The organism is Nocardia aurea (genome assembly GCF_003123685.1).
Lineage (GTDB): Bacteria > Actinomycetota > Actinomycetes > Mycobacteriales > Mycobacteriaceae > Nocardia > Nocardia aurea.
Map to the genome: position 1 here is coordinate 183,773 of NZ_QCYJ01000154.1, position 13,502 is coordinate 197,274.

At 67.9% G+C, this 13,502-nt stretch carries 14 protein-coding genes and 1 pseudogene; 8 read left to right on the top strand and 7 right to left on the bottom strand.

Annotated elements, in window-relative coordinates:
- Positions 1 to 9 precede the first annotated feature (9 nt).
- Positions 10 to 1,317 (top strand): type III PLP-dependent enzyme domain-containing protein, encoded by a 1,308-nt coding sequence (locus DAT37_RS38720; RefSeq protein ID WP_109529910.1) that lies wholly within the window; start codon positions 10 to 12, stop codon positions 1,315 to 1,317.
- A 31-nt stretch (positions 1,318 to 1,348) separates the two neighbouring features.
- Here DAT37_RS38720 and DAT37_RS38725 read toward each other — a convergent pair whose 3' ends face one another.
- A complete protein-coding gene (locus tag DAT37_RS38725) occupies positions 1,349 to 1,897 on the bottom strand; it encodes a TetR/AcrR family transcriptional regulator (RefSeq protein WP_109529911.1) in 549 nt (182 codons plus the stop codon).
- A 112-nt stretch (positions 1,898 to 2,009) separates the two neighbouring features.
- Here DAT37_RS38725 and DAT37_RS38730 point away from each other — a divergent pair, with 112 nt between their 5' ends.
- Positions 2,010 to 3,110: an FAD-dependent oxidoreductase gene (locus DAT37_RS38730; protein ID WP_109529912.1), complete on the top strand. Its 1,101-nt coding sequence runs from the start codon at positions 2,010 to 2,012 to the stop codon at positions 3,108 to 3,110.
- Here DAT37_RS38730 and DAT37_RS38735 read toward each other — a convergent pair whose 3' ends face one another.
- Positions 3,111 to 4,076, bottom strand: a complete 966-nt coding sequence (locus DAT37_RS38735; protein ID WP_109529913.1) for a helix-turn-helix transcriptional regulator — start codon at positions 4,074 to 4,076, stop codon at positions 3,111 to 3,113. It lies immediately after the preceding gene.
- A 62-nt stretch (positions 4,077 to 4,138) separates the two neighbouring features.
- On the opposite strand from DAT37_RS38735, the gene DAT37_RS38740 reads away from it, so the two are divergent.
- Positions 4,139 to 5,320, top strand: a complete 1,182-nt coding sequence (locus DAT37_RS38740; protein ID WP_109529957.1) for an epoxide hydrolase family protein — start codon at positions 4,139 to 4,141, stop codon at positions 5,318 to 5,320.
- A gap of 37 nt (positions 5,321 to 5,357) precedes the next feature.
- Here the strand turns inward: DAT37_RS38740 and DAT37_RS38745 are convergent, their stop codons facing one another.
- Positions 5,358 to 6,338 carry a helix-turn-helix transcriptional regulator gene (locus DAT37_RS38745; RefSeq protein ID WP_109529914.1) on the bottom strand — a complete coding sequence of 327 codons (981 nt, stop codon included), beginning with the start codon at positions 6,336 to 6,338 and terminating at the stop codon, positions 5,358 to 5,360.
- A gap of 62 nt (positions 6,339 to 6,400) precedes the next feature.
- Between DAT37_RS38745 and DAT37_RS38750 the strand changes: the two genes are divergently transcribed.
- Positions 6,401 to 6,889, top strand: a complete 489-nt coding sequence (locus tag DAT37_RS38750; protein ID WP_109529915.1) for a pyridoxamine 5'-phosphate oxidase family protein — start codon at positions 6,401 to 6,403, stop codon at positions 6,887 to 6,889.
- A gap of 64 nt (positions 6,890 to 6,953) precedes the next feature.
- Here the strand turns inward: DAT37_RS38750 and DAT37_RS38755 are convergent, their stop codons facing one another.
- From DAT37_RS38755 to DAT37_RS38765, 4 genes are all read right to left on the bottom strand, one after another.
- Positions 6,954 to 7,796: an alpha/beta hydrolase gene (locus DAT37_RS38755; protein ID WP_198654651.1), complete on the bottom strand. Its 843-nt coding sequence runs from the start codon at positions 7,794 to 7,796 to the stop codon at positions 6,954 to 6,956.
- On the bottom strand, positions 7,793 to 8,116 hold the full coding sequence (locus DAT37_RS45110) for a hypothetical protein (RefSeq protein ID WP_198654652.1): 324 nt from the start codon (positions 8,114 to 8,116) through the stop codon (positions 7,793 to 7,795). The genes DAT37_RS38755 and DAT37_RS45110 overlap by 4 nt, the downstream gene beginning before the upstream one ends.
- A gap of 163 nt (positions 8,117 to 8,279) precedes the next feature.
- Positions 8,280 to 8,822 carry a hypothetical protein gene (locus tag DAT37_RS38760; protein ID WP_109529916.1) on the bottom strand — a complete coding sequence of 181 codons (543 nt, stop codon included), beginning with the start codon at positions 8,820 to 8,822 and terminating at the stop codon, positions 8,280 to 8,282.
- A gap of 171 nt (positions 8,823 to 8,993) precedes the next feature.
- On the bottom strand, positions 8,994 to 9,767 hold the full coding sequence (locus DAT37_RS38765) for an isocitrate lyase/PEP mutase family protein (RefSeq protein WP_109529917.1): 774 nt from the start codon (positions 9,765 to 9,767) through the stop codon (positions 8,994 to 8,996).
- A gap of 294 nt (positions 9,768 to 10,061) precedes the next feature.
- On the opposite strand from DAT37_RS38765, the pseudogene DAT37_RS45885 reads away from it, so the two are divergent.
- The 4 genes and pseudogenes from DAT37_RS45885 to argB all read left to right on the top strand — a co-directional run.
- Positions 10,062 to 10,238 (top strand): annotated as a pseudogene (locus DAT37_RS45885) (cation:proton antiporter); the annotation flags it as partial.
- Between the two features lie 31 nt (positions 10,239 to 10,269).
- The gene (argC, locus tag DAT37_RS38775) at positions 10,270 to 11,328 is read left to right on the top strand and encodes an N-acetyl-gamma-glutamyl-phosphate reductase (protein ID WP_109529958.1); all 1,059 of its coding nucleotides are present in this window, start codon (positions 10,270 to 10,272) and stop codon (positions 11,326 to 11,328) included.
- On the top strand, positions 11,325 to 12,536 hold the full coding sequence (gene argJ, locus DAT37_RS38780; protein ID WP_109529919.1) for a bifunctional glutamate N-acetyltransferase/amino-acid acetyltransferase ArgJ: 1,212 nt from the start codon (positions 11,325 to 11,327) through the stop codon (positions 12,534 to 12,536). Before argC ends, argJ begins: the two co-directional genes overlap by 4 nt.
- Positions 12,533 to 13,441 (top strand): acetylglutamate kinase, encoded by a 909-nt coding sequence (gene argB / locus DAT37_RS38785; RefSeq protein WP_109529920.1) that lies wholly within the window; start codon positions 12,533 to 12,535, stop codon positions 13,439 to 13,441. The genes argJ and argB overlap by 4 nt, the downstream gene beginning before the upstream one ends.
- Positions 13,442 to 13,502 lie beyond the last annotated feature (61 nt).

Below are 13,502 nucleotides of genomic sequence, written 5' to 3' on the forward strand. Positions count from 1 at the left end.
AAGGACACCGTGGCGATCGATGAGAAGGCCGTAGGGACACTCGCGGACCGTGTCCTCGGACCCGAGCACAAGGGTCTGCCACCGGCCGCGTGGGGTCGGACGGTGCGCGATTTCCTCGCGACCGCACCGCATCTCGACGATTTCCAGACACCGCTGCTGACACTGGATCGCTCGGTACTCGACGCCAACAGCGCGGTGATGGGCGCGTGGGCCGCCGATGCCGGGGTGCGTCTGGCTCCGCACGGGAAGACAACGATGGCGCCGAAACTGTGGGCCGGGCAGTTGGCCGCGGGATGCTGGGGGATCACCCTGGCGACCGGGTGGCAGGCCCAGCTCGCCCGATCGTTCGGTGTCGGCCGGATAGTGCTCGCCAACGCGCTGGTCGACCCGGTCGGATTGGCTTGGGCCGCCTCGGAATCCGAACGCGATCCGGATTTCGACTTCGTCTGCTGGGTCGACGGTGTCGAGACCGTCGAACTGATGGACCGGCACCTGCGCTCGACATCGGGAGCCGCGCGACTGCGGGTGCTGGTCGAACTGGGCGGTCCGCGCGGCCGGACGGGCGCGCGCCGGGTCGAGGACGCGCACGCCGTCGCCGAGGCGGTACTGCGTTCCGAACGACTGATCCTGGCCGGGGTGGGCGGCTACGAGGCCGCGCTCGCGGATGATCGCGGTCCGGAATCGTTGGCCACGGTGCGGTACTACCTGAACGAATTGGCCCGTCTGCACCGGGAATTGGCCGACCGGGGCCGGTATCCCGGCGCGGCGATCGTCACCGCGGGCGGCAGCGCCTACCAGGACCTGGTGGTCGAGCACCTCGCCGGACTCGCCGACGAACACGGTGTTCGAGGTATTCCGACCACCGTCGTCCTTCGCTGCGGCGCGTACCTCGTCCACGACGACGGTTTCTACGCCGACATCTCGCCGATGACGCCCGCCCGGTCGGAGCATCCGTTGCGGTCGGCGATGCACGCGTGGGCGCGGACGGTGTCACGTCCGGAACCGGAATTGGCGCTCCTCGACGCGGGCAAGCGCGACGTCCCCTACGACAAGGGTTTGCCGGTACCGCAATATGCCGTGGTGCGAGGGGTTCCGGTTCCGCTCGGTGCGGACGCCGTCGTCAGCGCACTCAACGATCAACACGCTTTCCTGCGCCTGCCCGGTGCGTCCGCGTCCGATCTGCCCGTCGGATCCGTCGTCCGACTCGGACTGTCCCACCCGTGCACGGCGTTCGACAAATGGCGGCTGATTCCGGTCGTCGACGACGCGTCGTCGGCGCGACCGCGCGTGGTCGACCTGGTGGAGACCTTCTTCTGACCCCGTAGGCGGGCTTCGGATCTCGACGGCGTCATGACAGGAGCGCTCGGACCGTCCTGTCCAGGTTCGGCGCGGGTTCGAAATCCGAGGTGGGAGCGAGCAATTGGTGCAGGATGACCCCGTCGAGGTAGTCGACCAGGATCTTCGCGATCGAGGGGTGCGCACCGAACGGTTCCAGCATGGTCGCGGCCCAGGCGATCAGCCGTTCGTGTTCGCGCCGCACCGACTCCAGCAGGGCGGGGGAGGTCTGCGCCTCCGAGAACAGGGTGTAGCGGGCGAGGGTCCTGGTGCGGTCGGCGCCGACGGCGTGTCGGGCGAACAGGGTCATGCCGTTCACGAGTTGGTCGACGGTGGCCGGATCGGGCAGTCGGCTCAGGATCGCCCAATCGAGGTGGTCGCGTTCCTCCATCCGCTCGGCCACTGCGCTCAGCAGGGCCTCCCTGGTGCGGAAATAATTCGACGTCGACCCCGGCGGCATGGCAGCGGCCTCGTCGACCGCACGATGGGTGAGCGCGCGCAGGCCGCGAGTGCCGAGTAATTCGATCGCCCCGTCGAGAACGAGTTCACGTTTCGTAGGCACGGATGAACACTATGCCAGTAGTCCGCGCACTACAAATGTTGTGTAGATACTACATATGTAGTAATCTCGTTCGAGTCGACCGATCGGTCGGCCTACGCACGGAGGAGGGCACATGTCCGAGGCGGTCATCGTCGGCGGCGGTATCGGTGGTCTGGCCACGGCCGTCGCGCTGTCCCGGCGCGGCTGGGACGTCGAAGTGCTCGAGCGCGCACCGCGTATCGAAGCGGTCGGCGCCGGACTGTCGCTGTGGCCCAATGCCCTTCGCGCACTCGATGCCATCGGTGTCGGCGCCGAGGTGCGGTCGCGTGCCAGGGAAGAGGGTTCGGCGGGAATCAGGGACGAGCGCGGCAGGCTGCTGTCGCGCACCGACATCGCGGCGATCCGTGATCGCTACGGGCTCCCGATCATGCTGCAGCGCGCCGACCTGCTGGAGATCCTGCGTGCCGCCGTCCCGGAATCGGCTGTGCGGAACGGGATCTCGGTGACCGGTGTGGACGCGAAAGGCGTGGTGACGCATTCCGAGGGGGAGTCGAAGGGCGATCTCATCGTCGGCGCCGACGGAATCCACAGCGTCGTCCGGCGCGCGGTCTGCGGTGACATCACGCCCGTCTACGCCGGGTACACCGCGTGGCGGATGGTGGTCACGCCGAGCGAGCCCATCGGCGACCTCGGCGAAACCTGGGGCCGTGGCGAACGTTTCGGTTTCGCCGCGCTGCCCGATGGTCGCGTCTACTGTTTCGCCACCGCGAACCTGCCCGCCGGAACCGAATCCGGCGGACTCGCCGAACTGCGCCGCCGCTTCGGCGACTGGCACGCCCCGATACCCGCGCTCCTCGCCGCCGCCGATCCGGCGTCGGTCCTGAAACACGACATCTACGAACTGCCGCCGCTGCCGACCTACGTGCGCGGGACTGTCGCCCTGCTCGGCGACGCCGCCCACGCCATGACCCCTAACCTCGGCCAAGGCGCCTGTCAGGCATTGGAAGACGCGGTGATCCTCGCGCGCGTCGCCGACGAGAGAGGCGACCTCACCCACTACGACCGGGAACGTCGTCCGCGCAGCCAGATGATCGCGGCGCGCTCCCGCCGCATCGGCACCGTCGCCCAACTGTCCTCGCGGCCGGTGGTGGCGCTGCGCAACGCCTCGCTGTGGCTCGTCCCGCCGTCGGCGCAGGTCAGGGCACTCGCTACGGTACTCGACTGGACCTGTTGACTATCGAGGGAATCCCTCGACGGCGCGACGGCAGCGGATGGACTGGGCCTCGAGCGCGCTCGCGAGTTCCGGTGGGCCGCTGATCAGCGTGAAGTCGAGATCCACCGAGGTGATCACCCACACGAGCGCTTCCGGTGTCTCCGCGCCGACGTGCAGGTGGCAGGTGGTGTCGTCGACCGCTTCGACCACGCCCATACCCGGCCAGACCCGCGCGGTGGCGGTCTCGGCGGACGCGTGCAGCAGCACGGTGGCCTGTCGAGGCCAGGCGCGCTGGGAGAGACCCCGCGAAAGATGCGCGGCGACATCGCCTTCCGGCAGCTCACGCGGCGTGAACCGGGGACCGGTGGGAACGCGCGGTGTCATGCGGTCCACCCGGAAGGTGCGCCAATCGCCGCGGTCGACATCCCAGGCCACCAGGTACCACCGTCTGCTGAAATGTACGAGACTGTGCGGCTCGGTCTTACGGATCGAACCCGCCCCGCCGTGGGAGGAGTAGTCGAAACGCAGCTGCTCACGTCGCTGACATGCCTCGGCGATGGCCATCAGCGTGTCCGGATCGACCCGCGCCGCCGGGGCGCCGACCCGGACCGTCGCGGCGCGCAGCGTGGCGACACGATGCCGAAGTCGCGGCGGCAGTACCTGTTCCAGCTTCGACAAGGCGCGCAGCGCCGATTCCTCGATCCCGCCCACGCTGCCGTCGGCGGCGCTGCGCAGACTCACCGTGACGGCCACCGCCTCCTCGTCGTCGAGCAGCAGGGGTGGCAATGCCGCGCCCGCGCCGAGCCGGTATCCCGCCGTGCCTCGGGTCGCGTGCACGGGATAGCCGAGATCGCGCAACCGTTCCACATCGCGACGAATCGTGCGGCCGGTGACGTCGAGTCGTTCCGCCAGTTCCGCACCGGCCCACTCGCGGTGGGTCTGCAACAGCGCGAGCAGTTTCAGCAGTCGCGCGGAGGTTTCGAGCATGAATCCAGTATGGCGCGAGGTTAGGAACAAAACTGTCCTAAGGACCTCCTAGCGTGGATTTCATGAGTAACGAACAGGACATCAGGCCCTTCCGCATCGAGATTCCGCAGGCACGCATCGATGAATTGCACACCCGGCTCGCCGCGACGTTGTGGCCGGACGAATTGCCCGGCGTCGGGTGGGACAAGGGCATGCCCGTCTCGTACCTGAAGCCGCTGGCCGATTACTGGAGGTCCGGATTCAATTGGCGCGCGATGGAAGCGCGATTGAACGAACTGCCGCATTTCCGCACCGATATCGACGGACAGCCGGTGCACTTCCTGCATGTGCGCTCACCCGAGCCCGACGCCGTGCCGCTGGTCCTCAATCACGGATGGCCCGCGTCCTTCATCGAATTCCTGGAGGTCATCGGACCGCTCAGCGATCCGCGCGCACACGGCGGCGATCCGCGCGACGCCTTCCACCTGGTGATCCCCTCGCTTCCGGGTTTCGCGTTCTCGGGCGTGGCACCGCAGCTCGGCGCGGGCGGGACCGAGCACTACGCGCAGGTCGTCGCACGTCTGATGGCCCGGCTCGGCTACGACCGCTACGGCGCGCAGGGCGGGGACGCGGGCTTCTTCACCGCTACCGAACTCGGCCGCATCGCGCCGGAAAATCTCCTCGGCATCCACGTCAACGGCCCGATCACCCTGCCGTCGTGGGACGGCGGGGACAACGCCGAACAGGATTGGGGATCGGGCGATTCCGAATACAGCCCGGAGGATCAGGCGAAACTGGCGAAGCTGACCGGACCGGACAGTTTCACCAGATACGGCTACGCGATGGTGCAGGCGGGCCGCCCGCAGACATTGGCGATCGGCATGCACGACTCACCCGCGGGACTGCTGTCCTGGTTGGTCGACATGTTCGCGCGCTGGACGAATCCGGCCATCGAACTGCCCGAGGACGCCGTGGATCGTGACGCTTTGCTCGCCAATGTCAGCCTGTATTGGTTCACCGGGACTTTCGCCTCCTCGATCCGGCTCTACAGCGAATCCGAATCCTGGGGAGCGGCGTCGAAGAGTTCGGGCGTGCCCACCGCGGCCGCGATCTTTCCCGGTGATCTGTCCATCCGGAAGATCGCCGAGGAACAGCACGAGATCGTGCGCTGGACCGAATACGACCGAGGTGGTCATTTCGCCGCCATGGAAGCGCCCGATCTGCTGACGACCGATATCCGCGAATTCTTCCGCACCCTGCGCTGACCCCGGAACGCCGCGGCACGATCGTCGACCGATATCCTCACGCGTCGCCGACCGTGCCGTAGCGTTTCGCCATCGCCAGGGCGATCGCCGAGATCTCCGCGCGCAACTCGGGCGGCGCGAGAATCTCGACGTGTTCGCCGAGTTGCAGAATGCCGTGCAGGAGTACGTGATACGCCTCGGACGCGAGGACGATCTCGACCCAGCCCTCGGAGTCGGGTTCCGACATCGACTCGTAGGCCTCGGTGACGGCGGCAGGTTCGAAGGTCAGCGCGAGCATGCGCAGGTGCGCCGGATCGATCCGGCACCGGGCCCGCACCCGCAACATCGACCGCGCGAAATCCTCCTGGGCCCGCGCCCAATGCGTCGACAGCTCGAAATCATCGGGGCGGGAGAAAGTTTCGTCGAGAGCGTGGGCGGTCTCGATCCGCCCGACCCGATACGAACGGATATCGGCACCCTGCCGGGCCACCAGATACCAGGTGCCCGCCTTGAGTACCAGACCCAACGGATCCAGGCGACGCTCCACGACACGGTCGCCGCGCCGATAGCGCGCCAGGAGCCTACGGTCGTGCCACAGCGCGTCGGTGAGGGTCGTCAGGGTCGGGGTCTGCTCCGGTCTGCGGAACCATCCCGGCGCGTCCACGTGCACACGTTCGGCGATTCGGGTGGCGCGCCCGCGCAATTCCGGCGGCAGCGCGGCGAGCACCTTCAATTGCGCGGTCGCCAGCACGGTGCCCAGACCGAGATCGGCGGCGGCGTCCGGGAGTCCGGCCAGCAGAACGGCGTCGGCCTCGTCGGAGGTCAAACCGGTCAGGCGGGTGCGATAGCCGTCAACGAGCCGTATCCCGCCCGCGCGGCCCGGCTCGCTGTACACGGGCACACCGGCCGCCGAGAGCGCCTCGACGTCGCGATACACCGTGCGCACCGACACCTCGAGTTCGGCCGCGAGTTCGGGTGCGGTCACCTGCCCCCTGGTCTGGAGGATCAGCAGCAGCTGCACAAGCCGACTCGCACGCACCCCTCGACACTATCGGGCAAACCTGACAGAAGATGACAGGTTTTCGTCGTACGGTCCTTCACATGACCACTTGGAGCGAGTTCACCGCGCAAGCACCCAGGATCGCGAACATCTTCACGCGTCGGCACCGGGCGACGGGCAATCTCTGCATGCTCGCCACCCTGCGCGCCGACGGCTCTCCTCGGATCAGCCCCGTCGAACCGCGCGTCTTCGAGGACATGCTCGTCATCGCGGGGATGCCAGGCACCACCAAATTCAAGGATCTGGCCCGCGACCCGCGTTTCTGCCTGCACACCGCGACCGTGGACACCATGGTCGGCGACGGCGACGCGAAACTGTTCGGCACCGTCACCGACCTGCCGGACAAGGAAGTCCACCGCCGTTTCGCCCAGGCGCTGTTCGAAGAGAACGGTTTCGACATCCGCGGGCAGAAGTTCGACCACTTCTTCGTCGCCGATCTGACGAGTGCGTCCACCGTCGAGGTCGCCGACGACAAATTGCACATCACGATCTGGAAGCCGGGCGAGGGGGAACGCGTCGTCGAACGCTGACCCGGTCGATCCGCGCTGCCCGCCCGGGGGACCTGCACCTCGAGTAGGCGTTTCCCCCGCGATGTCACGGTGCGGGGAAGTACCTGGCGAGGAAATCGTCGAAGGTGTCGCGGGAGATCTGCGTGGCCCAGTCACCCCAGGTGACGTCGAATCCGTGGTCGGCGTAGGGGAGCGGGACCAGGGTCACGGGCACGCTCGCGGATTCGAGTGCGGTTGTCAGAGCGGCGGATTGGTCGAAGGGGACGACATGGTCGCGGGTGCCGTGCATGAGCAGGGTCGGCGGCAGACCGGGGCGGACGTACGTGCGGGGTGAGGCGGCGGCATAGCGGTCCGGATGGACGTCGGGCGCGCCACCGAGGTAGTCGGTAAGGGTGCGGTGGGAATAGTCGGGGCTACCGGTGTCGTACCAGCCCGACGCCAGATCGGTCGGCGGAGAGAACGCGGTGACAGCGGCGACGGACGTATCACCGACCGGGCAACTCGGTGCGACGCGTTCGTCCGCGTAGGCCCCCATCAGGGCGAGATTGCCGCCCGCCGAACCGCCCGCGAGCATGACGCGGGCCGGGTCGATCCCGAATTCGGTGGCCCGCTCCTTGATCCGGCCGACCGCGCATCGGATATCTCCCGGTGCCTGCTCCCAGCGCGGCGGCGGCGCCAGCCGGTACTCGATCGCGAAAACCGCGTAACCCCGGTCGTTGAGCCATTTGTGCCACTCCGGACCCTCGCCCCGGTCGCCGCCGGTGAATCCGCCGCCGTGCACCCAGATCACCGCGGCCCGTCGACCTTCGACGAGATCGGTGGGCATCTTGACATCCATCAGCAGATCGGTGCCGTCGACGGACGCGTACGGGGTACTCAGTGTCTCCACCGGATCTCCGGTATTGGTGCCGCCGGTCACATAGTTCATGATCGACAGTCGCGTGCCCTGCCTGCCCGCCACGAGGCGACCAGCGGGACGCAGGCCGCCACCGTCGCGACGACACAGACCATCCCGACCAGCATGCCCAGGATCCGCAACACGACCGTGTTGCGTCGCTGCGCGAGGATCAGCCCGATCCCCATACCGAGCAACCCCGCCGGAATCAGGTAGAGACCGTAATTGCTGACCGCGAACGACAGCGGTACCAACGATTCGGGAATCGTCGCCGACACGATCACGAAGGTGACCGCGCCCAACGCCACGGCGAGTACCACCCCGACCAGCGCAATGATCCAGCGAATGACCATGGGCCCCATTAACCCACGCCGCCCCGCCCACCCCCGCCTGGCACGCCGCGCGCCGCCTACCTGCCCTCCGGCGCGTTGTTGTCGCGGTGGACGAGCACCGCGGCGACCATCAGCCACAGGACCGCGTACACGGCGGCCATCTCGACCGGCGCCGCCTCCCGCTTCACCGTGTCGCCTTCACCACCGGATCGGGAGACGGCTCCTCGATCGCGTCATCGTCGTCCCAGGGGCGGCAGTAAGGACACCACGGCCGCAACCTGTGATGCAGCCACATCGAATAGAGCGACGTCACGAACGCCGCGTCGATCGGGAGGTGAGCCGCACGCGGCAGTCCGAACACGCGGATCGACAGGCCGCCGCCGACGACGAGGCCGATATAGACCAGGATCCCTCGCGTGGTGGCGAGTTCGTGGTTGAACCACAGCACCCGATGTTGCCGCTGCACCCGACCGCTCGGATCGGTGGGCACCTCTTGCATACAGCGGACGCATAGCCGCCGGTGCACGTTGTGCATGACGCCGACGAGTACCAGCAGTGTCGCGACGAACTCGCCGAAACCGACCGCCCAGTGATCGATTCCGAGGTAGTAGGGGAGCCGCGCCACGGCGATGACCGCGATCGCGTACAGCATGAGATGAGCGGCCGTCGTGAGGAATCTGCCGAGGACGGAATCGTCGTTGTTGAACGCATCGTTGACGGCGGGCATCGGTGCTGGTCCTCCATGAAATGCGTTGCGGCAAACAACTCTACCTGCGATGCCGGGTTCCCGTATCGCACCGCGCTTTTCGAAGAGGCTTCCTCTCGCAATCGTGCTGTGTACGACTACTGCACCGCCGCCACGAATGGCACACGCGATATCGCCGTCCCGTCGCGAACGTCATGGTGCGCGGTGCTGCACATCGCGATAACTCGGTATTCCGCCCGCGACCGGCGCGCCGTCGCGCACGGCGCGGGCGATATCCACCGTGGCTGCCAACGCCGCCCGATACAGCAGCGACCCGGTACTCACCCGCTGCACACCGAGCGCGGCCAGTTCAGCGACCGACGGCCCCGTCGTCAGATAGAGGACGTTCACCGGCAGTGGCACCGCGGCGACCGTCGCGGCGATCTCCTCGGGATCGCGTAGGCCCGGCACGAAGATGCCGTCGGCGCCCGCGCGGGCATAGGCGTCGGCGCGCGCGAGTGTGGAATCCTCGTCGAGTTGGAGCCAGTGGGTGTCGACGCGCGCGTTGACGAAGATCTCCGGCGAACGGTCCTTGACCGCGGCGATCAACTCGGCCTGTTGTCCGGTGACGGCGAGGCCGGCCTCGGCGCGGCCGTCTTCCAGATTCACCCCGGCGATCCCCAGTTCGGACAACCGGGCGACGTAATCGGCGACCGTTCCCGGATCCTCGCTGAAACCGCCCTCGATATCGACGGTCACCGGTACCGACAGCAGCGCCAGCCGCGCGGCGAGGGCGAGGGTCTCGTCTCGGGTGACGCCCGCGCCGTCGGCCAGCCCGGCTCCCGCCGCGACGCCGAGACTCGTGGTCCCGACGGCGGGGAATCCCTCGGCCACCAGCATCGCCGCCGAACCGAAATCCCAGGCGTTGGGCAGAACCAGCGGCGTTTCCCGGTGGTGCAGCTCGTGGAAGACCTTCGCTTTGGTCATCCTTCGACGGTATCCCCGATGGGGTCCGGCGGTCAGGGGAATATTGGGCTACGGCGAGGCAATCTGGTCGGCGATCCTCGGATCGCCGCTCGTTCGTGTGCCAGGATTATCGGATGCGCCTGTTGGCAGTCGCAGATACGGGAGCTTCGTCGTCGGCGATCGTCTCGCTCATCCGGGTTGTGCCGGACACTTCGGTCGCGCTGAACGGATCGCGGCTATCTTTTAGCTACCTCGACTTCGGTCCGGTCGCGGTTGTCGATCGGGACGCGGCGGTCAGCACGTGGGTCGCGGTCGATCGCGATCATCGAGGCCGTCACCCTGGTCGCGACCGGAGCGGGGTTGATGTCGGCGGAGATCGCCTCGACACTGGTAGCGGCGGACGCGACGACGGTATTGCTGTTTCCCCTGGTCGCGCGGCTGATCGCCGGTCGCGCCGACGAATCGGCGACCGAGTTCGCCCCCCATTTATGAATGAGCTTGCATGATCGTGCATAATCATTTCATGGTTGATACGTCGGACGAACCCGTCGTGCGGGTCGCCGTTGCCGGTGCCAGCGGATACGCGGGCGGCGAAGTGCTGCGCCTGTTGCTCGGTCATCCCCGATACCGCGCCGGTCGACTGGAGATCGGCGCGCTCACCGCGGGCTCGAACGCGGGCAGCAGGCTGGGGGAGCTCCAGCCCCATCTGCTGCCGCTCGCCGACCGCGTCCTCGCGCCGAGTACCGCCGAGGAACTGGCCGGGCACGATGTGGTCTTCCTCGGTCTCCCGCACGGTCAGTCCGCGGCGCTGGCCAACGCCCTGCCCGAATCGACCGTGATCATCGATTGCGGCGCGGATTTCCGGCTCCGCGACGCGGCGGCGTGGACCAAGTACTACGGCACCGAACACGCGGGCAGCTGGCCCTACGGACTGCCGGAACTGCCCGGTGGCCGCGACGCCCTGCGCGGCGCGCGCCGGATCGCGGTGCCCGGCTGCTATCCGACCGTCGCCAGCCTCGCTCTCGCCCCCGCCGTCGCGGCGGGCATCGTCGAACCGACGGTGAACGTGGTGGCTGTCAGCGGCACCTCCGGCGCGGGCCGCAAACTCGACGTCGGCCTGCTCGGTTCCGAGGTGATGGGTTCCGTGCGCGCCTACGGCATCGCGGGCGCGCACCGGCACACCCCCGAGATCGCGCAGAATCTCGGCGCGGTCGCCGGAACGGAGGTCAAGGTCTCGTTCACCCCGGTGCTCGCGCCCATGCCGCGCGGCATCCTCGCGACCTGCACCGCACCGGTGCGCGTCGACGCCGAACAGGCCCGGGCCGTCTACGAGAAGGCCTATGCCGACGAACCTTTCGTGCATCTGCTGCCCGAAGGGGTGCTGCCCCAGACCGGTTCGGTCCTCGGCTCCAACGCGGTCACCCTCCAGGTGGCCGTCGACGCCGACGCCGGACTGCTCGTGGTGATCGGCGCGATCGACAACCTGACCAAGGGCACCGCGGGCGCCGCGGTCCAATCCATGAACCTGGCCGTCGGATTCGACGAGGCCGAAGGACTTTCCACCGTAGGAGTGGCACCGTGACGACAGTCGAGAGCGGGAAACTGGTTCGGACCCAGGGCGTCACCGGCCCGCTCGGCTTCCGCGCCGCGGGTATCGCCGCGGGCATCAAGGCCAGCGGAAACCCCGACCTGGCACTGGTGTTCAGTGAGGGCCCGGATTACGCGGCCGCCGGCGTCTTCACCCGCAACCAGGTCAAGGCCGCCCCGGTGCTGTGGTCGCAGCAGGTGCTGTCCTCGGGCCGGTTGCGCGCGGTCATCCTCAACTCCGGCGGCGCGAACGCGTGCACCGGACCGGGCGGATTCCAGGACACCCACCGCACCGCCGAGGAATTGGCGACGGCGCTGAGCAACTGGGGCACCGAAACCGGCGCGGGCGAGATCGCGGTCTGCTCGACGGGTTTGATCGGTGACCGACTCCCGATGGACAAACTGATCCCCGCCGTCACCGAGATCGTGCACGAGATGGGCGGCGGACTGTCCGGCGGCCTGGACGCCGCCTACGCCATCATGACCACCGACACCGTGCCCAAGGAAGCGGCGTTCCACCACAACGACAAATGGAATGTCGGCGGCATGGCCAAGGGCGCGGGCATGCTCGCGCCGTCGCTGGCCACCATGCTGGTGGTGCTGACCACCGATGCCCGCGCCACCCCCGAACAGCTGGATCAGGCATTGCGCAACGCCACCCGGCTCACCTTCGACCGGCTCGACGTGGACGGATCCTGTTCCACCAACGACACCGTGCTGCTGCTCGCCAACGGCGCGAGCGCGGTGACGCCGTCGCAGGCCGAACTCGACGCCGCGGTACTCGCGGTCTGCGACGATCTGGCCACCCAGCTGATGGCCGACGCCGAAGGAATCACCAAGCGGGTACTCGTCACCGTGACGGGTGCGCTCACCGAGGACGAGGCGCTGATCGCCGCGCGCGCCGTCGCCCGCGACTCCCTGGTCAAGACCGCGCTTTTCGGTTCCGACCCGAACTGGGGCCGGGTGCTGGCCGCCGTCGGCATCGCGCCGATCACCCTCGATCCGAACCGGATCTCGGTGTCGTTCAACGGAAATCCGGTCTGCGTCGACGGTGTCGGCGCGCCGGGCGCGCGCGAGGTCGATCTGTCCGGCATGGATATCGAGGTGCGGATCGCACTGAATGTCGGTGACGGGTCCGCGACTATCCGCACCACCGATCTCTCGCACGGTTACGTCGAAGAGAATTCGGCCTACAGCTCATGAACGGTTCTCTGCTACGCGAACTCTCGGCGCTGGACAAGGCGCACGTGCTGGCGGGAGCACTGCCGTGGTTGCAGAAGTTCCGCGACAAGATCGTCGTCGTGAAATACGGCGGCAACGCCATGATCGACGACGAACTCAAGCGCGCGTTCGCCGCGGATATGGCATTCCTGCGCACTGTCGGCGTGCATCCGGTCGTCGTGCACGGCGGCGGCCCGCAGATCAGCGCGATGCTGAAGAAACTCGGATTGCAGGGAGAATTCCGCGGCGGATTCCGGGTGACCACACCCGAGGTCATGGACGTGGTGCGGATGGTGCTGTTCGGTCAGGTCGGTCGTGAACTCGTCGGGCTGATCAACGCCCACGGCCCGTACGCGGTCGGCATCTCCGGCGAGGACGCGCGGCTGTTCACCGCGACCCGCCGCACCGTCGACGTGGACGGCGAACCGACCGATATCGGTCTGGTCGGCGACGTCACCCGGGTGAACCCGGACGCCGTCCTCGATCTGATCGGCGCGGGACGGATTCCGGTGGTCTCCACCATCGCCCCCGATATCGACGGCGTCGTGCACAACATCAACGCCGACACCGCCGCCGCGGCACTCGCCGAGGGCATCGGTGCGGAGAAATTGGTGATCCTCACCGACGTCGAGGGCCTCTACACCGACTGGCCGGACCGTTCCTCGCTCACCTCGAGTATCGACGCGACGGATCTCGCGACGCTGCTGCCGCGTCTGGACGCGGGCATGGTGCCGAAAATGGAGGCGTGCCTGCGCGCCGTGCAGGGCGGAGTGCCGACGGCGCACGTCATCGACGGCCGCGTCCCGCATTCGGTACTACTGGAACTGTTCACCGGCGAAGGGATCGGCACCATGGTGACTCCCGCCGCGAGCCGGGCTCGATCATGAGAGAGCCCGTCACGAACCACCCTGTCACGAACGAACCTGATACGCGCCGCGAGGTCCGGGG